This window comes from Pseudoalteromonas sp. J010 (assembly GCF_003934235.1).
Classification (GTDB): Bacteria; Pseudomonadota; Gammaproteobacteria; order Enterobacterales; family Alteromonadaceae; genus Pseudoalteromonas; species Pseudoalteromonas peptidolytica.
The window spans coordinates 1-22788 of record NZ_RDBW01000031.1; the positions used below are offsets into that span (position 1 = coordinate 1).

The following is a 22788-nucleotide window of genomic DNA, read 5'->3' on the forward strand; positions in this document are numbered from 1 at the left end:
TAACTCCGCTACCGCGTCCTGCTATCGCCAAGGTACCTACATCCGTGTAGGCAAGGCAAAAATTTTGCTATTTAGTTGTTCTAAATGAGAAATTTTTAACACTGTTAGCGTCAGATTTACTCCTTCAAATTGAGCAAGTATTAAGTCAAATTAGCCAAGTATTAAGACGAATTTGATATTCCACCAAGGCAGCTCAGGGTTTTAACCAGGATAAGTGGTTGCTTTGGAAAATCTCGATACCTTTTTGTCGGATCCTTTCAATCCAAACTTCGGTTTGATTAACACCTATTTGATAATGCTCAATTGCAACTTGTTGCAATATCCTGTGTTCATTTTGAATGGTAGTAGGCATTAATGCTGAGTCATCTGTGTTCACACATACCGCAACGGAACCCTTTCTGAGGCCAAAACGGTTATACTTTTCACCGGCCTTGATCCACTCTTGTTCAGGTGGATCCCAGCGAAAAATGGGATGCTCATGATGATGATGGAATCGGCCAATATAAATATTTGAAGTTGGACATGCCTCAATCATGATTTCATCAGCGGCATACTTTTCCATTTGCAAATCTTGGATAGCCTCATATAACTCCAGTTCTGCTGCAGAAATAGAATCAAAATATACTCCTTGTTCCACGCCAAATGGCTCTTCCGCAGGTTTAGGAATGCAATGTACCATTACTGATTTTTGCTGATGTGGTGCAAGCACGTCCCTATCTACGTAGCTTTGCCAAAGTGCTAGCGCTTTTTTTGAACTGTTAACTGCTTCACCTTGCTCAAAGTCAACTGCCCAGCCAGGCTCCATCAAGTTGGTTTCGCGCACAGCGTACGGGCAATTTCTGCGTAGTTTCCACGCTTCATATAACGCTCTACAACTATATTCGTCATCATAAAGTAACCCTGACCAGTATTGGATCTTTTCATTAAGTAGTTGCAGCACACCTGTAAATTGAGGAACTTGCTGAACAACTTCTAGGGCTTTTTGATAACACCACACGAGATTATCTAGATGCTCGTCGATACAGAGGTAGGCAACTCGTTGTCGCTTTGCCCATTTACGAGGTAGCACACCTAGCGCCAGCGCATGTCCCAATCTATCCCCAGCTTGATAATCACAAAAGTACACCGCTTCATCAATTGCACGCAGTCCACTCAGGAGGTGGCTAAAGTCTTCACCAGCATGGACGGTTAAAAAAGGTCTCTGCATCCGGTTTGAAAATATCCCAGAGGCACTATATTTGGCCTGACGGAGTATTCGAAGTGCGGGGGCAAATACTTCTATCGGTAGCTCATTTTCATTGCCTGCTACGTCAAAGCCGCGAATGGCCTTGCGCAAGTCAAAAGTAAGCGGGCAAGTATTGTCAGCAATACCAAACTTTTTTATCTCGTAACTTGAAAAGGTCGTTGAGCATGCAAACGCTTGCAGCATGTTTACTTGCGCTTTCAATGCCTTTCTAATTTGTTCTTGGTATTTATCTGCTCTATTACCTGAGCGCGTAAAGTGCAACACAAAATGCACCTGTTCAGCTAAGGAAGACTCGTACAGTACCCGCAGTGCTTGGGTTAAGGACTCTGGATCGGCTGGGAATTGCTCAGTGCCTAGTAGTACTTGCGGTGTAGTCCTAAATTCACGATAAGTGTTTTGCATATCTGCACTGAGTGCATCTATCCCACTGTGACTTTGGTACGCAAGCGCTCGTTTACTGCGAGCCTGAAAGCGAGAGTGACTAACGAATTGACTTAAACTGACGCCCGACACCACCATATAGTTTCGAAAGATAGCACTAACACGAATAAAAGCATTGATGTGGTGACTAAGTGCTTTATCACAGTGTAATACCCCAAGACAGAAGAGTAGCCAGCGTTTTGACGATGGAGCAAAACGATTGTGTGCGGCAACAAAGTAGTGCTGTGTAACCAGATCGGCTTTATCTTGGTGTAAATATGGTAATACGTTGTGTATTTTGGCGATATCCTCGCTTGGGTCAAACTCACGCAAAGTGGAAGCCTGATAGTTAAAAGTGTGTTCAATCAAGGTGGTACCTAATTGGTGACACCACGCTGGTAGGTGTTGCTTTTTATATGCGCCGCTCTCAAACAAGGTGTATTCTGCTCGCCTCGGCCACACAATTTTGTCATCTAGGCGTTGGCCATAAAGTGCAAACCCCAATAGGGAAGGACCGATATAGCCATGACCTCCCAAATGTACATGGTTGTCAGCATATGCTTTGTCATATCTATCATTAGATAATGCGAAAGGACATTGAGTGTGAGTAATGGCGCTGATGACATCATGTTTGCTCACGCCATGGCGTGAGGATAAATCTTTATAAGCCTGTACAATTACCCAGCTTGGGTCAAGCAGCGTTAATAATTCAAGCCATTGATCCAGCTTTTTGGGCTTAACTTCAAATCTATTTCCTTGCCACYGTAAATAATAGTCACTGAGGTGACTTAATACTTGCTCATAGTCTTCGTTGTCAAAAGTAACAAAGTTAAGCTTTAGCATATGATAAATGTCATCACTTCGAAGTGTATGGCGGGTATAGGCTTGGTAGTCTGATACCGCAGCAGTGAGCGCTTCTGTGATGGGCTTTGTCGAGGTGCTCGATAGCAATGAGCCATGTTCAGAAGGAGAAGCGAGCAACCGATCAGATGTTAACGCAGCTGCGGCGACAATAGACTTATCTGATGCACAGATCATTCAATTGCTCCGGCGTTTCTTAGGGCTAGAATGACTTTCCCTTCAGAGCTTCTGCCAGATATTTCGCCTTTTTTAGTGTATAAATCGTTAGCTGTAGCGTACTCACGTACTGCTTCAAGTGAAAAGTCTGGATTGATGATGTGTGTTAGAACAAATGGCTCATTTTCAAGCATATACAGTTGCAGACTTTTAACATTGGGCTTTGCCCCCGTTTCCGCCTGATACCCTTTTAAAATCGCGTTTATAGCTTTGTCTATTTTTTGGTTATTTTTAATAACTTTAGGATCTACAGGCTTAGTTTTATCTTGATCATTGTGGGTAGAGTTGGGCTCTGTAGGTGCTTCTATTTCTGGATTATGTCTAGTGATCTTAGAGTATATAGGCTCAGCTGACTTATTATCAGTCCTTGTCGCTTTACTACTTCTCACCGGCGAAAACGAGCTTTTTTCTGCACCTTTACTGGGTTTCCATGAACCGGCGTTATTCTCTGGATCTATATTCCAAGCCGTTTTGGCAGTTTTGGTATTAGCATTATTACTTTGTGTTTTACCTAATTTCAGTTGCGGTGTAGCGGTAAATGCAAATAAAACGGGATGTTGCTCTAAGGCACGGCAGAAGTTAAGTGCAAGTACGGAATACTCACTCTCCTCAGCCTCCTTTTCTAAAAACGATTTATTACGTCTTAATGTATTGTCTACCTTTTCAAATTTTATCTGATCTCTGATGGTTGCATGGTTATCGGAGATTGCGACGTTTGCAGGTATTGACTCCCCCTGGATGCCAGCGGTGTAAGCTGAATTCACTAACATATAACTAAAGCGATTAACCAAGTCGGATAAATGCTCGTCGTCATAGCGGTCTGATTTGAGTAAGTTTTGGTACTTAAATACCGCAAAAGCAGTGAAGGTTTTGTTAAACATATACGAGAGCAGCGCCACCAGTGCTTTACTGTCTAGTGCATTAAACGTATTTTCGTGTGCCTTTTGCCAGTTAGAAATTTGTATCGCCAGTATTTTTGCACTGCGCGTTTTATCAGGGTCTTCATCCAACTGTGCCTGCTCTTCTTCCGTTGATTCTTGATCGGTTGAACCAAATACAGGCTTGGTCTGATTGATACTAAAGATTGAATAAAACGGTACGCGGTTGAGTATGGCCGCTATATTGCGCTCAAGTAGGGATAACTCTGCTGTGGGCTTTAAACAAGAGTAAGCAATTAGCTCAAAGGCTCGGCTAAAAAAGATAAATTGATAGGTATTCCTTAAGGTAGAATAGACTTCACCGTGGGTATATATATCTAACAATAATTGATATAGAGGTATTTCGAGAACCCCACGGTCTTCTGTTTCAATTAATCTGAGTTCTGGATTGTCTTTCGCGTTATCTATGGCTTTTTGCGAAATAAATATTCTTTCGTCGTAAAACTCCAGCGGTGGCATACTTCTTAGCGTATGCGAGTTAGCTTTGAAGACTGAGTCTAAAATGGATTTGTTACCACTATAAGCGCGAGCTTGTTGTGCCAGTGACTCAAGAACCGTTRATTGGTTTTGATAAAAGTTTTTCTTTGCCCATGGGTACAACTCTTTATTAATTTGTTGCCTAGGGTTAAAAGCCAATAATGTCTGAATATTAAACTCTTTACTATTATTTTGGTTGAGCAGTGTTAGATAGGAGTCGGCATTTGTAAAGGCAACACCATTCTTCTTCTGCTCAGCCCAAATAATAAAGTTATTCCAAAGTGTATGAAGATCAGGTTTTATTGATTGGCTGAATGTTTGCGTATTATTAATATACCTAGGAGGAATTGAGCGTATAAGTTGCACCAGCTCCCGTGAAGATTCAGGCTTTGGCCAATGATGCAGAGCTTCGTCATTATGACATAAGGGGTAAAAGGCCTGAAACAGCAATTGTTCGTAGTCACCAACGGTTGTTTCTTGGAAATCCTCTTTACTTGAGCGCTCGGCAATCGTTAAGTTAGGTATTAAGCGGCTAATAGGCTGCAGTGAAATACGCATTTGATTGGGAAAGACTTTGGTTAGGTATGCTGTGGTGAGTTCTTTTGCGACCGCTAACCCTTCCTCTGTTAGCTCCTCGTTGTGTACGTGTTTTTTATACGCTTTATCATCAAAATGTACGTGAGTCATATGTTCATATAAACGCATATCGCCACTGACAATAGGGATAATATAAGGACAACCTAACAACCTGCGGACGTCATCGACAACTTCAAACGCGCGATCCAATGCCATATCAACATCATCGATGGGTAGCACTAAGGCTTTACAACCAAGTATGTTGATCGCTATTTCAACAAATTGATGAAAAAAAGACTCGATATGTATACCGGATTTATATTGTTGGATTTTATCAATACCGGTATAGCCGTTAAATTCGCTAGACTTTCCTAGTGAATCTGCAAGTTTTTTTAACGCATAAGTAAACTTATTTTTGTCGTTTTGCTTTGCACTTGAGCATGCAAACTCTGTGTGTTTAAGGAGCTGTTTCTCTACTTCGCTGTATATCTGCGCCACGATAACATTGGCGAAGGTGTCTTCATTAATCAGCATGGTGGGGTCAATGACATCAAGAAAATACAGTGACTTTTCATCTTCGCCAGTTGAATGAGCGCTTTCCCACATTGCTTTACTGTTTCTTAAAAATACCGTTTTGCCTGTTCCGCGCTGTCCCGAGACCAAAATCGCATTGTGAGATAACCATGTTTTACTGCTCCCTTGCCTAAATGAGTGATACTCTTTTGCTTCGCCCAAGCAATTTGTTAACCGACTTAGCAGCGCATTTTTTGCATCGTCTTGCCAAAACTCATCTAGATTATTGCCAGCAATATAGTCATCTCTGAACTCATTTTTATCTAAATTTAATTTATATTTTCTGCTCATGGTTTACTTCCTTAACCCTTTCAATGAACTTAATGCAGAGTCACCATAACGGATATAGTCGTTAAAAATATCTTGATGCGTTTGTATTTCGTATTGCTCTATTAGTTTAAGTAGCTCTTCCATTGCCTTATCTCTAAAGATCACTCCTGACTTATGGCGAGCGACAATCACATGCAATCGCTCGATATAAAGTCTTTTTCTCGACCAAGCACGGGTATAGCCAAGTTTGCGATTTACAGAATAACTCACAATGAAAATGGTGGAACCTAAAATAAAGTAGTAGGGAGCCAATGTTTTAAAATCGATAAATATCAGGGTGGTGAGTGCGAGAGTGGTAATTAGATAATAAATACGATAGAAATCTTTTAATATAATTCTTATTAATGATGTATCTTTTTCTGTATTTTTATCCGTTACTAGCGCTTTGAATAAAATAAGTATGAAGAAAAGTGAAAACGCACAGATTAAAATAGCTTGCCACAAGCTTAAGCAACTATCTGCAGCTAAGCTGATAATAGCGGTCTCGCCTATATCGCTGATGTTCTCAAAAGATGTACCAGAAAATACGTCAAGTGAAGATAAAAAGTAAATAAAACTTGGGATAATGAATATGGTGGAAGTGACAGCAAGCCGACGAGTTAACTTGTGTAATTGGTGATATATAGCTATGCGTTTGCTGAATGTTGTGAAAGCTGCTTTGGCTAGTGCGTCAAAGTCAGTGGGCAAAGGTTGGTATTTAGCAGACATTTTTTTCTTCTAGTTTTGGTAGCGCGTGCGCTTAATCAACAGTATGGTGCGAAATGTGAGAGTAATGAATCGCAACAATGTAGTAACATATTATGGTGGAGAGTAATTAAAAGCAATACTATATATCTGAGATATATGGAGAATTAGTAAGTTATAGCGGTCTTTGCATGTGCTGATGCGGTGTAAATTCAGTAGAGTTTTTCTAAGTGGCAACTCAGCAAGTTGAGACTCGCTTGTTGGCTACATGCCTTGCGGCTTGACCTCATTCGCTTCTGCCATTATCCAAACTTCAGGTTATTTAACACGACAAATTCCTGCTACTTTATCCTCAAGGTTACAAATTGACAGAAAAATATAAGTATCTTTTTACTTTAAGTATACTTATCGCAAAACGTGAAGAATGAGAATAATAGCAGCATCACAACACCAACTAGCAAAGGAGGTATCAGGCTATGTAATACCTCCTACGTGCCATCAATGCAGATCTTGCGGTCTTCCCATGTCAGGTTGACTGTAATCGCACACACCATCTGGGTAAATCTGTTTTAATTCGGGAACCGCTGGTGCGATATCGATACCTGTGTACAGCCCTTTGGCGATAGCTTGGTCAATCGAAATGCGGTGACATTTAAATATATCTCCAGCCCAGCTTGCACCAGCTTGAATTCGACTGGTAGAAAACATCGGGTATTTAGCTGTGCAGGTGCCTTGAGGCTGATTATTCCAGATCCCATTAAAGACAGCGTCACCGCTAGCAATAACATTGCCGTGTTCGTCATAGCAAGTGTCAAAAAGGGTTGCAGGTTTAGCGTCTGCCACTGATAAACTCGGGTTTTCTTTTAGGTTAAGCAGCCATTCGTCCATTTTCTCAAATGCCAATTTTGTTGGGTTAAATGATTGGTGGGCAACCCAAATCACTTGATTGCTAGGGGTTGAGTTTGCTGCTTCCATTCGTAAACGAGTGTAGAATGAAGCTGACATATGGTGCATATCTAACTCATTTTCTAGATAATGCCGAGCGTCAATAATGGGTAAATTGACTTTACCGATAAATACTTGGCCAGAGCGATAAGCTTTTTCCATTGCTTGCAGACTGCCTTGGTGCCGAGGTGCTACACCGGTGTCATCCGGTGTTGTGATATTGTGATTGCCCCAAAGTGTTAACCAAATTGGTAGGTTATGACCAAAGGGCAGGGCTATCTTTTCTTGCTGCATTTGCGCTTGTGGCTTCCACGCGCCGATGTTTTTATTGATATCAATAAATTCCGCTAGGGTGATCTGCTGCGCTTTTAACGCTTCCAGACCATACTGGACACCTTGATTATCCCACGTACTCAGCCCCATTCCAGAGTCGTCGGTACCAAATAGGTTAGCCATGTCTTGCCAGTAACTCCAATTTGTATTTTCTACAACCGAGTCTGCGAAAAAAGGCCTCAAAAATCCTTGCCTTGGGTTATTAATAAAAGCAGATAAGCCAAAATATCCATTAATGCACTCACTGTTGCCATCAGGAAATGAGGGAACGAACCCCGACATCAACTGGTTTAGTGGTTGTAAAAAGCCAGCTCGTTGGGGAAAGTCGTTAATGGCATTCATTCCTTCTATATGACGACGCCGGGTCCAATCGCGCCATGCGTTACGGTCATTAGCACGAAAGGTGAAGTAGTTATTTAGCAGATCACAATCAAGGGCATAGGTGGTTTGTGTGATCATATCTGGGTAACTATACAGCGGAATTAGACCATCTAAGATCCCATCGCTATTTTGGGCAATGAGGTATTGAGCTAATCCACCACCAGAACCACCAATACCAACGGTATAAAGTGGTTCGCCATATAAACTCGTGAACTGTTTTTTGACCCGCCTAGCAGTATCTTCAGCTAATAACATGTTATAGGTATAACTGGTTTTGTTACCACTTGAGCTTATCACGGCATAACCCAACTTTAGCTGCTCTAGTTGCCTGTCAATTACCCGAGTTGCTTTTTGTCTTCCTTGGCGATAGCCAATACCTGAGCCACCATTAAATTGGTAAATTAGCCGTTGGTTCCATTTTGCTTTACCATGCTGGCTGCCAATTTCTTCTGCGTTTATTGGCATCACTATGGTGTAGATAAAGCGGTTAATTGTACCTTGCTCTACCCGCAGCAGTAGCCCAGATTGTGATAGATCTGCTGTGGCGTCTACGGGGGTAATACGCTCATCTTCAGTTATTTGAAAATATTGTAGTCGCGTTTTAACTGTACAGTCTTTGCTGTAACCCATTATTTTACCAGATTGCTCGCTAAGCACTGGAACACCAACACCATCATGGTTATCAACGTCTGGTTGGCCGAGGCCAGAATCCACCGTCATGCAGTAAAAAGGATACTGATTAGGGCCAGAATATAAACTGGTTGTTGGGCCGGTTTTACCGACAGAAATAGGGAATTCAAAGGGATCTTTGGGTCTTTCTGCTTTGGAAATATGAGGATAAAAGTCAAGAATTGCTGTATTTTCACTACTGGCAATCCCCTTAACGCCTAAGATTTGCTGACGCTCACTCTCCAGCCAATACCAGTATCCTGAGCCTGTAATAAGCACAATCAGAAGTGCGATAAAGAGCCATAATTTTGGTGATTTCATAAGTCGCTCCTCATGTTTTGGATAAACAAACTACTTTTAGCGTCGTTTAAAGAAATGCAGATCGCACTACGAAGCGCGTTATTCGCTCCTCTTGATTTCAAGTTATTGACGTAGCTCATTCCTTGAAATTAAGACACTTACCTTTTGTCCAGACTTCTTTTTTGAAGTACGCGATAACATCAGTGGTATTTACCATATAAATATGGGTATCTTGAAGCCGCATAGATCGAAAAAATGGGTATCAACACTATTGCTTTGGCACTAATACTTCTTACGTACTCACGACCACTTGGGATAATCTTCATCTCATTATCGGTACGGTTTCTGTATTTCTAAGTAGGCACCATATTCAATGAGCAAACGCTTATAAGACGTATATCTTAAGTGTAGAACGGCTCAAATGAAGTGTGGTTATTTGTTTGTTATTTGAACATAAATAAAATGCACAGCAATAAAAAGGTTATATAAAGCAGAATGTTGGTGCATATATATGATGTTGACTCATTAAATTGGAATACGTGTAACTAAGCTAAAAGTTGATAGCTAAAATGCCTAAGCTTGTCACAGGATTCCACGTCTAGTTTCCTAAATACTGTGTTTTTATGGTTTGGATCTGCTCAGGTGTTACCCTATGAAGCTTTGCTCCTACGTAATCTGCTAGCGTCTGATTGCTGCTTTTGTAGCCCATAAACTGGGGCTCAGCGTGAAATGGACTGGGTAAAAATGTGACTGCGAGTTGATGGTGTTTGATCACCTCCAACGCCCACACTTTGTCAACTAACACGGCATCAACTCTATTGTTATTTAGTACGGAGAAAAATATTTTGCCGTCTTCATGGGTTTGTTCGTAAAATGAGCGTTCAACAATGGCTGCATTGATAGCTTTGAGACTGTTAATGACCTGCTCGGGATAATTATAGTCTTCTGAAATCATCACTCGTGGTGCCGCGAGCTGATAAAAATCATCTGGCGATGCAAAGCGGCCACGGGTGACTGCAAGAGAAAGCTGCCATGTAGTGAAAGACATATTCAAAGTAGCAAAGCCATCAGCTTTATCAACATGTAGCGTAAAATCGAACGTGTTATTGGCGACACCAGCCAAGCAACGGCGATAAGGAAGTTCGTGAAAAACCAATTTGTAGTCGCTATCGATTAGCGCTGCTTTTATGATTTCAACCTCAATACCTTGCGCCTGTTTGTGTTGGTCAAAAAAACTATAAGGCCACCAACGCTCAAAGCATATATTGATTATGTGTTCATTTGTTTTTGCTTGGGACACTGTACACACAAACACAGCGAACAAAAAGAAGAAGACCCGCATTTAATAAACTATCTTAACTATCCTCCTCTAAGGTTAATTTGAGATAAGAAAAAGCGCAACATGATGATGTTGCGCTTTATATCATTGAGATTTAGTCGATTTACAGTTAAAAGCGATAAGTAGCTGAAATACCCATGTTGCGAGGGTCTACAATACCAACATAACCGTATTCGTAGCGGCGACTGCTCGGTGAAACCAGAGTGTATGCTTCTTTGTCAAAAACATTATTTACGAAGGCAGCAATCAACCAATTGTCAATTTCATAATCGATATTAAAGCGAGACAGGGTGTAATCGCCTGCGATCCGCTCTTGAGTATTGCCGATTTCACCGTAGTACTCATCTACTTTAACGGTGCTAAGGCCAACATGCAGCTCATCAGTGAGCCAATACTTAATTGCTAAATTGGCTGTGAAGCCTGGCGCTGAGCTTAACTCGTTACCATCAAATGCGGAGAATTTTACGCTGGTATCTTGTATTTCGGTTCTTAATACCCCCGCGCCGCCTCGAACCTGAAGATCAGGTGTTAACATCGCGGAAAATTCGAATTCAGCACCGTAGGTGATCACAGTATCCATATTGGAGATACGATATTGAGGATCATTTGCTTGGTAACCATCGTAATTGTTATAAAACAAATTAGCGCTGATATTCACATCATTACTTAATGCCGATCTTAGACCCAGTTCATACGTGTTAACGGTTTCTGAGTCGTAATAATAATACTCTCCAGTTTCCCATTGTAACGCGCCACCTGCACCATTGTACCCTCGTCTAGCACTAAAAGATGCTGTGGTTTTATCATTTACATTGTATTGTAAAACCAGTTTAGGTAAGCGAATTGTTTTGTCTTGATCGAGTAGGGAGTTTAGTACCCCCTGAGCAGTAGTAAAGTGAATATCACGCCACTGTGATTCTTGTTCAATACGTGCCCCAGTGATGATCGTAAAATCAGGGTTTAGTTTATAGCTTAGTTCCCCATATATGGCTTTTGATTTGCTGTCATCACTGCCAAAATAGTTAGCGAAGCCGTCACTATGATAACTTTGTTCTCTATCATAATATGCTAAACCAATGAAGCCTGATAAAAGGTCTGCGTTGTAATTGAGTTTGAATTCGACGTTTACATTGTCCTCATTCATTCTCATGATTTGTTCAAAATTCGGATTAGCTTCATAAGAATCAAAGCCGAAATTGTAATCCATCGCTGCCATCAAAATTTCGTAATCAAGGTTTTGATTTAGCTTGTGGTTGATTTTTAAACTAGTTGTTTTTGAATTGGTATCCATATAACGCTCCCAAGCTGGAATGAAAGCGCGAGGATCTTTTGCAATATAGTTTGTACGGCCTGTGTTACCTTTTTCAAAAGCAATTGAATGGCTAAGCAGTGCCGTTACTCCCTCAAATTGACTAGGTTGCCACAATAATTTAAATCTGGCTTTTTCTGTATTGAGTTCGTTTAGGTCAAATTTAGGTGGGTTATCTTTGTACTCAATGCTGTTGTCGTAGTCTTCACCGTCAACACGCTGACCGGTAATACGAAATGCCAGCTCATTATCAATAAGCGGCCCAGATAGCATAATCGACTTATCTATATAACTATCTTTATTTCTATATGCAACTCTACCTGCACCTTCCCAATCAAAAGAGGGATCTTTGGTCTTTATAAACATTGCGCCGCCGATACTGTTTCGGCCATGGCTAGTAGATTGTGGTCCTCTAAATACCTCGATTTGTTCTACATCCCACATTCCCGTATCACCGGTTAAATCAGCCATAAATGGCTCAGCCACACCGTCGGTAATGGTTGAAACTCTTGCTTTAGCACCACCAGAAACACCATTGAACCCGGTTGCCGAACCATTGCCTGATACACCGCGAATATCTGGCTTTGCACCTGAAAGTACAACTACATTGGCGATTTCAGAAACTGCACTACTTAAGCTTAAGTGCGTTAGATCTTTGAGTTGAGATTCATCAATTACAGATACGGAAGAAGCGGTATCTTTTAGACTACGTGCTGTTTTTTCGCCTAATACGATGATTTTTTCAATAGATTCGATTTCTTTATCATCATCGGCATAACTAAGAGGAGAGAGTAGTGCGGTTGAGACACAAAGCGCTATAAGAGACTTATTTGGAGAGTATTTATTCACCGAGGTGATCCTTCTTACCTGATAGTAGTTTTCTTAAGATAATTGCCTGAGCAATCAAGATATACACATCTACACGCTAGGCTACGAATAGGCTAGAGACACAGATTGTTGTCATTTTCGGTAATATTCTAAACAAAAATGATTATCATATCAATTGCATTTTGTGTTGCTGAAATAAAAACATACGCTATAATTCTCATGCCTTATTCATCCTTTTTTGATGTGAAACGGAGTTTTACTTTGGTAATTTTGTTTTTTGCCCTTCTCTTGATTGTTGCCATTACGCTGATTTATTGCACCAGCAAACACCAACGCTTGTTGAGTCAACGTCTACCCAAAAAAGCTAGGGTCGTAGGCTATGTTTTGATGATTGTCTCTTTTACTTGTGCATTTCAGTTATTTGTTGGTGCTGCTGTTTTATTTAGCTGGCTAGTTGCTGTAATGGCGCTGACTGCACTTATCCCACTGACTATTTTGATGCTTTTCAGGAAATCATAATGAGTAGGTTAGTCACAACAGAAAAAGTCCAACCTGATTGGTGGGGGAAAATATTCGCTGGTGCTGTATTTGGACTTGCGTTGAGTTTTGGAATGGTAGGGTTATTTGCATGGCTTGGTAGTGATGGCCTTACCCAAACCATTAGTGTAGAAAAACATAGTTGGCGTACTCAGTTTAATATGTGGATCATACCGCCTATTTGGCTGTTAATTCTGAGCTTTGTATTTATGTTTCGAAGCGCAAAGCAAGCACTAATTTGGTTAGGTGGAGCAAACATACTGGTATATGTAATATTGTATTTCGTGAGAGGGATAGCATGAAGGTAAGAGCAGACATTCTAAGAATTTATCAAGCTGTTCATACGTGGACCGGGATCACGACAGGACTTTTGTTGTTTATAGGTTTTTTTGCTGGTGCCATTACGATGTTTGCAAGCTCCATAGATAAATGGGCGACGCCACCCTCTCATCAATTACCACAAGTCGAGTCGACTCAATATGATACATTAATTCACAGTGTGTTAGCACAATATCCCGAGTCTCAAAATGGACTAAAAGTAAGTTTTGAGGAGGGGCAATCTCCTATTACTTGGTATCAGCAAGGGAGTGCAAGAGGACTAAGCTTAGATAAACAGCTATGGCATGGCACATTGGATGAATCTGGAGAGTTGCAGGCGCATACGAGCTACATCAACGAGCTCTCTGCTTTGGTTGATTATTTACATCGAAGCGCGGGCATTGCAGGGGAAATTGGCCATGATCAAGCGGGTGTGTATGTGCTCGGTATTGCTGCTATTTTGTACTTCATCGCGTTGATCTCTGGGGTGATATTTTTATTACCTACATTGGTCAAAAGCTTCTTTGCACTTAGGGATAATAAAGGGGCAAGTCGTTTTTGGTTGGATACTCATAACTTAATTGGGATCACCAGCTTACCATTTCATATTATTATAGCGCTCACCGTCATTGTATTTGCATTTCACGACATTCTTTATGGTGGCTTAAGTAAGCTATATGGCGATAAACCGCTTTTCGCGCGTGACGCCCCCTCCAAGGTTGAATTTAACGTAGCGCATTTGCCTAGCATTGAAGAAATAGTGGCAAGAGCGAAAGTTTATGCACCAGAACACGCTATCAAAGAGATCACACTTAGCCGCCTAAACAGTAAAAGCCCATCAGCTTCGGTGCAACTGGTAAGTGATGAGTATCTGATGCGTGGACCAAAAACAGACTTCTTGTTTATGAATCCATATACGTTTGAAATCTCAACGAGCAGTGTAATTAATGGCGATCAAGGTATTTGGGGAGCAGTAGTTACCACACTATTTGGTCTTCATTTTGGAAGCTATGGTGGCGAGATAGGACGGTGGGTGTATTTTTTCCTAGGCGTGCTGGGAGCCGTATTATTTTACACTGGTAACTTACTCTGGCTCGAAAAGCGGCGTAAACAAAAGCAGGCTGAGCAATCTAAATCTACTCAGATTATGGGTAAACTCACTATTGGCGTCGCAATGGGCGCGATGCTTGGGGTCGCTGCGGCTTTTGCTGTGACTAAATGGGTGGCGCTGACAGCGTTAAATATAAATGTAGTCTATATGTGGGCTTACTATCTCTGCTTCTTTATTACGCTAATGTCTGCATTTATTTTTGGCATAAGTAAAACCGCAATTTGGTCACAAAGAAGTATCGCGATTTTATGCTTTTCACTGCCGCTATCTTCAATTATTGCGATGATGTTGCCAAGCCTAGGTATTTGGCCAGCATCTGGTTGGTCATCAGTGGTTCTGGAGCTAAGTGCTGCGATCCTTGGTGTCATTTTCTGGAAAATGGCTGATAAAACAAGGCTTCGAGCACTTTATGGTGAGCCTAATAGCATCTGGTTTATTGGTCAGTCGCAGGCTGAGCAAACGCTACAATCTCAATCTGCATAATCAACATAAAAAAGGAGCAATCTGCTCCTTTTTACTTGTAAACTATCATCTATTTTCTTAATTCTGTTATTCTACGCGCTTTGAAATTCTCTACGGAAATATTATGGAACTTACTGCTTGGCTAAGTTTGGCCGCTATTTGTGCTTTCGGTGCTATGTCACCGGGTCCTAGCTTGGCTGTTGTATTGCGCTACAGCTTATTTCATAGTGCTAAACACGGCATTGTGGCGAGCCTTTCACATGGTGTTGGTGTGGGAATTTATGCAAGTTTAGCCATTTTAGGCTTGTCTGGGTTGATCCACCAATTTCCAATTATATATCAGTTTTTGGTTTATGGTGGGGCCGCATACCTCGCGTGGATGGGGATTAAAATCCTAACAAGTAAAAGTGAGGGTCTCAGCGTGTCAAATGCTGATGGAGCTAGCTCATACCGAAAAGCAGCTCAAGACGGGTTCGCAATTGCCTTTTTGAATCCAAAGCTTGCCATTTTCTTTGTAGCACTTTTCTCACAGTTTATAGACCCCGAAAAAATGACACTATTCGTCGGATTTGTCATGTGTATCACAGTGCTTACGATAGACGCCTTATGGTATTTTTTTGTCTCGGTGGCCAGTGCCTCAGCAAGGGATAAATTTGATTTAACAGCAAAGCGTGCGGTGATTGATAAAATACTCGGCTGTGCCTTTTTACTGCTCGCGATACGAGTTATTTACCAATCCCTGTAGCCACTGAACACATTTTTGGACAGGCGCGCTATTTTCGCGCCTATCGGGAATTACAGCATAATATGCGTAAGGTGCAGGGATAGTGAGCTCGTGTTTGCTCAGCTGAACCAATCGACCGTTGGAAATTTCTTTCTCTGCCAGTTTGGGCTCGACTAGGCCAATCGCGTTTTCGTCTTGTATAAATTGAATCACTTGGGTCATTTCGTCAAATGTAAGATGCTCAGCATTGTGCCAATCGACGCTTGCCAAGCTTTCGAACCAACTTGACCAACTTGGCCATTCTAACGTACCGACGCGACACTTAACTGAGCATAATAAAAATTGTGGAAATGCTTTAGGACTTGCCAATAAGGCTTGATGTTGTTGCCATAAAGCCTTGCTACAAACAGCGATTAGACTGGTATTCATTACTTTCTTTACTCGAACCGCGCCTTGCGGCTTACCATCACAAAAGCGTATTGCAATATCAAAATCGCTCTGTACCAGTGGTCGTATTTTATCTGAAATATCAATCTCAATGTCTGTATCAGGGGTTATTGATTTCAAGCGAGCTAAATTAGGTAAAAGCAGCTGAGTAGCAAAGCGTGTACTTGCTGTAATGCGTAATGTTTTAGCATCTTGGTTGAGCCGTTTTGCTTGCTCTATTACCGAACGCATTTGTGAAAGCGACTCGCAAGCTTGTTGACAAATGATCTGACCCTCTTTGGTCACTTCGAGACCACCAGGGTGTCGCGTAAATAATAAAAAACCAAGTCGACTTTCAAATTGTCTGATCTGGTAGCTCACGGCTGCAGGTGTGAGTCCAAGTTCGTTAGCTACTTTTGAAAAGTTTTTGAGCCGCAAACTCGCGTCCAAGATTTGAAAGAGAGAGCCACTTAAGTACTTCATCTAATATCTCTGCAAATTTAATTTGTAACGCTGAAAAAACTATTCGTTTTTCAAAGCCTTCTACTTTGGCGAGAATAATACCACACAGAGGTATTTGGACTAGTGAAATGAAAAATAAGTTTACTACTTTTATTAATGGTAATGTTGCCAAAGAAGACGTATTAGAGCAGTTGGCATTTGCAGGTCATGCACATTTTACTGCGATGCAGATGCGAGATTATGCAGTGAAAGGATTCGAGTTCCATATAACAAGATTACTGCAAGCTTCACAAAAATTATTTTCAATGGAATTAAAAGAGGGTGATGTGATAGAGCAGTTACAAGCCGCTATAAGAGAGGCCCCAAAGGACAGCTCAATCTTAATCACAGTATTTAGTTCGGACGGTGAATTTACGCAAAAATCTAAAGATGCAGAACTCAATATTATGATTAAAACAAGCGCAGCACATAATGGTCCAACGGGGCCTATGCGTTTGAAATCTTTTGAATATCAGCGCCCACTAGCCGACACTAAACATGTGGGTGAAATCGCAAAGACTTACTTTATGCGTGAAGCACATAACGCTGGTTTTGATGATGCCATCTTTGTCCACAATAATCGAGTATTGGAAGGCAGCATTTGGAATCTTGTGGGGTGGGATGGGGAAGGGTTAGTCTGGCCGAAAGGGCCTAAGTTACACGGCACCATGATGCAAATCATAGAAGCAATGGCGCAACAAGCTGGAATAAAGCAAAGCTGTGTTGATATTTCGTTAAGTGAAATAGAGCAGCTAGATGGGCTTGCACTACTAAACTCTTGGACGCCCTGTGTTCCCATCGCGGAGCTTGATGGGATAAAACTTAAATTAAACCATGATTTTTATACATTACTACGAACGTTATATGATAATGCTGTCGTGACTCGGTTAACTGATCTGAACTTTAGATAGTTAGTATCCGTCCGACAGTACGCGGGAATCGATTTGGATGAGGTTAACTCACGTCTTATCAAAACCTTTTCGCTGTATATAGTTATGTAGGATAAATGCTTTGAGCCTGCTATTGTCTACTTTATCCATTGTAAAAGAGATGGCAAGCTCCAGTGGAGTGATCACTTTTATGGAGTTTATCTTTGCAAGTAATGGAATAGGATCACCGAGGTATAGTTTTGCGATCCGACGGGCTAAATTGGCTTGGATCGCGCTTGCTTTGAAGGGAAAAGTATTCAGCAGCCCACCAGATTGTGAAATAGAAACAATATTAAAGGGCATGTATTGAGAGGAGACTCTCAATCTAACAGGGGTCGAAGGGCAAGTTCGCCAACTGCGCGCTGAGCCTGCTTGTGTGGCTTCGAGAATACTCGGAGCCTCGACATTATGCTCGAGTAAATCAATCAGGCTCGATAGATTGGTAAGTGGAAACTCAACGTGCTCATTGTCGTTTTTAGCCACGATACAAAACTGTGAATGACTCGAAATACTTGCCAGTAACTTTTTAATTTCCGCATAAGTTTGCTGCGCCTGCTTTGGAATATTGTCTGATGGCCGTTGTTGCTCAGTGAGATGACTAGTCAACGTTCGATTAATAAACAATAACTCTTCCTTTGTTAGTTTCATGGCTTAACACATCCATTGGGTGGTTGATATTTATCCAGCAAGGTTTGTACCAAATTACTAGCCGTCGCGGCTTAGCATGAAGCAAAGCATGGCTAGATTAAGCAGTCACTTGATCAACCATTACTCTTGAGGCAAAAAAACGTACCAAAGTGGCAATGAATTGCCTGTGAAGCTAGGTTTTTATCTGAAATATCAAGCGTGGAACTACCTATTGCTTTCTTTTTGACCTGTTTTTAGTTGGTATTGAGGTGGAATGGTGTTTGCTAAGACTAGTTATCTAGTTAACTAAACTTTGATTATTTCATGCAGATATTTTTTATAGGATCACAAGCCTCAGGGCTTAGCGAGGCTACAATTAGCGCTACGTCTGAGATTGCTCTAAACAGGGAAGACTACCAATTTAACACAAATACAAAAATACAACGGACAGGAGCGTTTGAACAAAATTTGATAGAGGCGGTACAAGCTAAGCCTGCTGTTGAGATAGAAAACTATAAAAATGAGCAAGAGCCACTGAAATTCCAGTTTGCAGAGCATGAGGTTTTGTTTGATCTTGCAAGTCTCGCACAACAAGATGAAGCTGCCTTTGAGGAGCTTAAACGACTGCTAGCGGACATTATGGTCAACCCGATAAAGGTCACGATCGGCAGTAAAGATCAATCTCAGTTACTACTGTTTAACAATTTAGAGCTGGACTTCTTGGCATATAAAGAACTCTCGGAACGGCTGGAAATGTTAGCAAAGCTCGACCATGAAACCGAAAGTCAAAAAGCGCTAGCACAGCAAGATAGAGATCGCATCCGTACGGTAATAGCAAGTTTACATGCTCGATTAGAAAGAGGCCAAGAAACCGTGCTTGGTGGGACAACACTAAAATCTTTGGATTTGAATCGCAAAGATTTTGAGCTTGAACTAGATAGCCTGTTTACCAGTGTTGGCTTTGATTCGGATATGCCAGTAACCGGCGCGACTTGATTGCTGTGACCATGATTGTTTAGCAGGATTTGCACTTTTTACCAGGTATAAAAAGTAGTAGCCCATGCCCGAATCTCACCGTTTAAAAAGAACGGGGTTAGACTATACTTGACAGGCGTTTTGAGCGAATAAAAGACGCTCGTCAACGTTACTTTTGTTCCACAAAGCGCACGTTCCACTAACTTATTTATGCCCCAAAACAAGCTAGAAAATTTTGCTTAAAGGGCTAACAACACCGTTAGCGCCTTGCTGCGAATGCACAGTCGGTGAGCTTCAAATACCGAGATTACGCGGATGATAATCGTGATAAAGTGATGACACTGAGTAATGACGAATTCTTACGGCGTTATTTGCAGCATGTACTACCGAAAGGATTTATGCGTATTCGGCATTACGGTTTTTTAGCTAATGCATGTCGCAAGCGAAAGTTAGCGCTGATAAGGTCGCAGGCGTCATGCACATGCAGAGTAAAGAGGCCAAAGACAGGAGAAAACGTGACATTGATACCGAATTGGGCTTGTCAGCATTGTAAGGTAGGTATCTTGCGGCTAATTGGCGTATTCAAGTTAGATGCAACACCGGCCAAAGTAGACCGAACGAGTTAGCAGCTTGATAGCTGCTCAAAATCAATTAGTTAACCTGCTTAATTGCTCAGGCTAGCGGCCTCTGTACGCTAAAAAAATATAATTGCTTATTAAGGTAAATTTAGGTGTAATGAATACATAATGAGCGCTGAGCAATGCAGGGAAAGCTTACATAACACTAGCTAAACTGAATACACTAGCTAGGAAAGTGAGAGCCTCCAAAAAGCAAATTCCCTTAGCATAAATAACACCAACTCTGAGACATCGAGCGGGTAGCAGCTCAGTCCAACAAGCGATTATGCAACACAAACTGCGTGTCGCATAAATACTAAAGTGTTAGGGCGTAAGCCACCTACAGAGTTCAGCACTAAAGAAAGGATTACACATGAAAATAGAAGTTTCCTGTAAAAATGGCAGTAGTAAAAAAGCAAAAGGAGATCTTCTTGAAGGGTTAGCTAAAAAGCTATTATTGGCGCAAAACTATGATGTAATTGAAGAAATTCGTACAGTTGGTGCTGAACTGGATTTACTTTGTAAGCATAAGGTCAATGGTAAAGAAATATATGTAGAGTGTAAGGCTCAAAAAGATCCTGTTTCTGCACCCGTATTAAGGCAATTATGGGGGACTGTAGATTTTGAAGATTATTCTGAAGGTTGGCTTATAACGACATCAGAGCTAACCAAAGACGCAAAAGGCTTTGTAGAAAGCTGGAAAACGAAACCGAAAGAGAAATCATCTCGTTTAAGTTTTTATACTCCAGAATTAATAATTGACTCACTAAAAAGTGCGTCAATTATTCGCACCCCTCCAACCGATTCAGCGAACAAGTTTGTTGGCTCATCTGACGCATTAGGTGATTGGACATTACTACTATCAGAGTTCGGTGTTTATTGGTGTGTCTATACACTAAAAGGTGGAGCACCTTTTGGCGTTCTAGTTTATAGTGCCTCGACAGGCGAACATATAAAAGACAAAGAAACGATTAATAATTTGTCTTTATTGGATAGTACGTTAGCTGATTATGATCTTGAGGTAGGCATTAAGTCTGAGCAATCAATTTCCACAAACTTATCTAAAAAATTACCACCAGTTGTCGAGGTGCAAATAGGAGAGTCATGGGATGATTATCGTCCAGCAAGGCCTAAAGATTTCGTAGGTAGAGATGTAACTCAAAAAGATATATTAAATTTTCTAAGTTCAGCGAAAACTAACTCAGGTACAAGAATTTTTGCTATAACAGGCAACTCTGGATTAGGGAAAAGCTCTTTAATAGCGAAACTTAGAGATAGAGCAAGAAATAAGCACTACCGAAAAAAGTATTTTGTTTACGCTGTAGATATTCGTGGTGCCCGAGAGCCTTCATATATTCCAGCATCTTTAATTGAAGCTTTGAGAGAAGCGCAAAAAAATGGTTTTGGTAATACAAGCGACTTATCACTTACTGATCCTAGCTCGCCTTTAAACTCTGAGAGTATTAGCGCATATCTGGACTCTTTAAGAGAAAAAGAACAAGTTGTTTGTTTGATATTTGACCAGTTTGAAGAGCTCTACTCTAAACCTGAATTATTTGGTATTTTTAAAGCTGCAAAAGACCTAATGCTCGATATAGCAAGCAGTAAAAGTAATATTGTTCTTGGCTTCGCTTGGAAGACAGATAGTACGACTCAACAAGATCACCCCGCATATCATTTGTGGCACGAACTATCTGATCACCGAAAAGAGTTTCGGTTGGGGGTTTTTGAAAGTGGAGAAATATCTAATTCCTTAACTAAATTTGAAAAGGAAATAGATCAAAAAATATCTGCAGAGATTAGACACCAGATCTCTCAAGTTAGTCAGGGCTTTCCATGGTTGTTGAAAAAGTTATGTATTAACCTCTATGAAGGTATAGTAAAGGGAGAGAATACTGACTCATTATTTGTAGATCTTGATATTAAGCGTTTATTTGAAGCAGATTTAGATGTACTAACACAACAAGAATTAGTTTGCTTGAGACTTATTGCTCAAAAAGCACCTGCCGATTGGAGTGAAATCATTGAAACTTCTGGAACGACAGTTCTTAATAGTTTGGTACATAAGCGTCTAGTCATTAAAAGTGGTGATCGCCTCAATGTGTATTGGGATATTTTTAAAGATTATTTATTATCCGGCAATGTTCCTGTTGTCCCTTACAATTATATTCCATCATCTGACGTATCGTCTCTTCTAAATATTTGTACAAAATTACTTATTGATAAGTATGTAACTTCAGGTGAAATTGGGCAAAAAACAGCTCTTAATGAAAAGACCATTTGGAATATTGGTGCAGATCTCGTGATGTTAGGCTTAGCAGAAAGAGATGGAACATCTTTCAAGGTAAGTAGCAAGCTTAGCAACAATGATGAAGAGACAATACTGAAATCACTTCGTAATATAATGAGTAAGCATGCATTAAAAATACTGCTGTTTAAGAATCATGCAGGAAAAACTATTAACCACGATACTATCCTAGAAAATCTTAAACAATGCACCCCAAGAGCTAAGTTTGGAGATAAAACATGGAATACATACTGTAACAGACTTACGAACTACTTGATTTACACAGGCTTCCTATTGCAAGCAGGAAGAAATATCGTTGTTCAAGATACAGGAACTGTAATATTAGACCGTGAGGGGCTTGCAAGAAGAGGCAAACAAAGGGGGAAGGTATTTTCTATATCGGTATCACCATTCTCCGTTCTTATGGAAATGGAAAATATTTCGAGTTCAGGGGCTAAAATTGAAGACGTACAAAGAAATGCACTCTCGGTTTTGAAAAGGTTTGAGCTTGTCACGGTCAATCAAGGGTTAGTAACTTTAAATATGGATTCAATAGAAAAATCGGGTGGTAACAAAGAAGCTATATGGGCTGCAGCTAAGAATGAAAGTTCATTTTTAAGTTGTATCGATCTAATGACAGAATCCCCTGATTTAGACACTAGAGAAATTGCAGAGAAAATTTCAGATGAATTTGAGCTTAATTGGTCAAAAGGCTCCAAAGTGAGAAATGGCGGGATACTAAAACAATGGTCTTCTTGGGTTAAAGAGGGAATCGAGTTAACTATTGTACCTACTCCACCAGGGCGCCCTAACAAGTCATTACAGCAGGGCATATAAAAGTTGGCTTTG

At 40.8% G+C, this 22788-nt stretch carries 15 protein-coding genes and 1 pseudogene; 8 read left to right on the forward strand and 8 right to left on the reverse strand.

Annotation, left to right across the window (positions count from 1 at the left end):
- Nucleotides 1-193: 193 nt before the first annotated feature.
- From rdrB to EAG18_RS16230, 6 genes are all read right to left on the reverse strand, one after another.
- A complete protein-coding gene (gene rdrB, locus EAG18_RS16205) occupies nt 194-2704 on the reverse strand; it encodes an antiviral RADAR system adenosine deaminase RdrB (protein ID WP_125253414.1) in 2511 nt (836 codons plus the stop codon).
- Nucleotides 2701-5598 carry an antiviral RADAR system adenosine triphosphatase RdrA gene (gene rdrA, locus EAG18_RS16210; RefSeq protein WP_125253415.1) on the reverse strand — a complete coding sequence of 966 codons (2898 nt, stop codon included), beginning with the start codon at nt 5596-5598 and terminating at the stop codon, nt 2701-2703. The genes rdrB and rdrA overlap by 4 nt, the downstream gene beginning before the upstream one ends.
- Before the next feature lie 3 nt (nt 5599-5601).
- Entirely contained in the window at nt 5602-6345 is a 744-nt protein-coding gene (locus EAG18_RS16215) for a hypothetical protein (RefSeq protein ID WP_125253416.1), read from the reverse strand.
- Between the two features lie 474 nt (nt 6346-6819).
- Complete coding sequence (locus EAG18_RS16220; protein WP_125253417.1) at nt 6820-8970, reverse strand: DUF6351 family protein; 2151 nt, start codon at nt 8968-8970, stop codon at nt 6820-6822.
- 577 nt (nt 8971-9547) lie between these two features.
- A complete protein-coding gene (locus EAG18_RS16225) occupies nt 9548-10249 on the reverse strand; it encodes a transporter substrate-binding domain-containing protein (RefSeq protein WP_275557320.1) in 702 nt (233 codons plus the stop codon).
- 148 nt (nt 10250-10397) lie between these two features.
- Complete coding sequence (locus EAG18_RS16230) at nt 10398-12446, reverse strand: TonB-dependent receptor (protein WP_125253419.1); 2049 nt, start codon at nt 12444-12446, stop codon at nt 10398-10400.
- A gap of 138 nt (nt 12447-12584) precedes the next feature.
- On the opposite strand from EAG18_RS16230, the gene EAG18_RS16235 reads away from it, so the two are divergent.
- From EAG18_RS16235 to EAG18_RS16250, 4 genes are all read left to right on the forward strand, one after another.
- Entirely contained in the window at nt 12585-12944 is a 360-nt protein-coding gene (locus EAG18_RS16235; protein ID WP_275557321.1) for a hypothetical protein, read from the forward strand.
- The gene (locus EAG18_RS16240) at nt 12944-13264 is read left to right on the forward strand and encodes a hypothetical protein (RefSeq protein WP_125253420.1); all 321 of its coding nucleotides are present in this window, start codon (nt 12944-12946) and stop codon (nt 13262-13264) included. The genes EAG18_RS16235 and EAG18_RS16240 overlap by 1 nt, the downstream gene beginning before the upstream one ends.
- Entirely contained in the window at nt 13261-14874 is a 1614-nt protein-coding gene (locus tag EAG18_RS16245) for a PepSY-associated TM helix domain-containing protein (RefSeq protein WP_125253421.1), read from the forward strand. The genes EAG18_RS16240 and EAG18_RS16245 overlap by 4 nt, the downstream gene beginning before the upstream one ends.
- 103 nt (nt 14875-14977) lie before the next feature.
- Entirely contained in the window at nt 14978-15598 is a 621-nt protein-coding gene (locus EAG18_RS16250; RefSeq protein WP_125253422.1) for a LysE family translocator, read from the forward strand.
- Here EAG18_RS16250 and EAG18_RS16255 read toward each other — a convergent pair.
- Entirely contained in the window at nt 15560-16486 is a 927-nt protein-coding gene (locus EAG18_RS16255) for a LysR substrate-binding domain-containing protein (RefSeq protein ID WP_125253423.1), read from the reverse strand. The two genes, EAG18_RS16250 and EAG18_RS16255, sit on opposite strands and share 39 nt — an antisense overlap.
- A gap of 107 nt (nt 16487-16593) precedes the next feature.
- Here EAG18_RS16255 and EAG18_RS16260 point away from each other — a divergent pair, with 107 nt between their 5' ends.
- Nucleotides 16594-17415, forward strand: coding sequence for an aminotransferase class IV (locus EAG18_RS16260; protein ID WP_125253424.1), 822 nt, complete (start codon nt 16594-16596; stop codon nt 17413-17415).
- A gap of 48 nt (nt 17416-17463) precedes the next feature.
- Here the strand turns inward: EAG18_RS16260 and EAG18_RS16265 are convergent, their stop codons facing one another.
- Nucleotides 17464-18081, reverse strand: coding sequence for a hypothetical protein (locus EAG18_RS16265; protein WP_125253425.1), 618 nt, complete (start codon nt 18079-18081; stop codon nt 17464-17466).
- A gap of 303 nt (nt 18082-18384) precedes the next feature.
- Here EAG18_RS16265 and EAG18_RS16270 point away from each other — a divergent pair, with 303 nt between their 5' ends.
- From EAG18_RS16270 to EAG18_RS16280, 3 genes and pseudogenes are all read left to right on the forward strand, one after another.
- Nucleotides 18385-19056, forward strand: a complete 672-nt coding sequence (locus EAG18_RS16270) for a hypothetical protein (protein ID WP_275557322.1) — start codon at nt 18385-18387, stop codon at nt 19054-19056.
- Nucleotides 19057-19358: 302 nt separating this feature from the next.
- Nucleotides 19359-19454: pseudogene (locus tag EAG18_RS22430) on the forward strand (transposase); the annotation flags it as partial.
- 571 nt (nt 19455-20025) lie between these two features.
- Nucleotides 20026-22776 carry a restriction endonuclease gene (locus EAG18_RS16280; protein WP_125253426.1) on the forward strand — a complete coding sequence of 917 codons (2751 nt, stop codon included), beginning with the start codon at nt 20026-20028 and terminating at the stop codon, nt 22774-22776.
- Nucleotides 22777-22788 lie beyond the last annotated feature (12 nt).

Bases quoted from the DNA above. Each gene is read 5' to 3' on its own strand.
- EAG18_RS16280 (WP_125253426.1), top strand. From the start codon at position 20,026: ATGAAAATAGAAGTTTCCTGTAAAAATGGCAGTAGTAAAAAAGCAAAA.
- EAG18_RS16220 (WP_125253417.1), bottom strand. From the start codon at position 8,970: ATGAAATCACCAAAATTATGGCTCTTTATCGCACTTCTGATTGTGCTT.
- EAG18_RS16235 (WP_275557321.1), top strand. From the start codon at position 12,585: ATGATTATCATATCAATTGCATTTTGTGTTGCTGAAATAAAAACATAC.
- EAG18_RS16240 (WP_125253420.1), top strand. From the start codon at position 12,944: ATGAGTAGGTTAGTCACAACAGAAAAAGTCCAACCTGATTGGTGGGGG.
- EAG18_RS16215 (WP_125253416.1), bottom strand. From the start codon at position 6,345: ATGTCTGCTAAATACCAACCTTTGCCCACTGACTTTGACGCACTAGCC.
- EAG18_RS16265 (WP_125253425.1), bottom strand. From the start codon at position 18,081: ATGAAACTAACAAAGGAAGAGTTATTGTTTATTAATCGAACGTTGACT.
- EAG18_RS16245 (WP_125253421.1), top strand. From the start codon at position 13,261: ATGAAGGTAAGAGCAGACATTCTAAGAATTTATCAAGCTGTTCATACG.
- EAG18_RS16270 (WP_275557322.1), top strand. From the start codon at position 18,385: ATGCAGATATTTTTTATAGGATCACAAGCCTCAGGGCTTAGCGAGGCT.
- EAG18_RS16250 (WP_125253422.1), top strand. From the start codon at position 14,978: ATGGAACTTACTGCTTGGCTAAGTTTGGCCGCTATTTGTGCTTTCGGT.
- EAG18_RS16260 (WP_125253424.1), top strand. From the start codon at position 16,594: ATGAAAAATAAGTTTACTACTTTTATTAATGGTAATGTTGCCAAAGAA.
- EAG18_RS16255 (WP_125253423.1), bottom strand. From the start codon at position 16,486: ATGAAGTACTTAAGTGGCTCTCTCTTTCAAATCTTGGACGCGAGTTTG.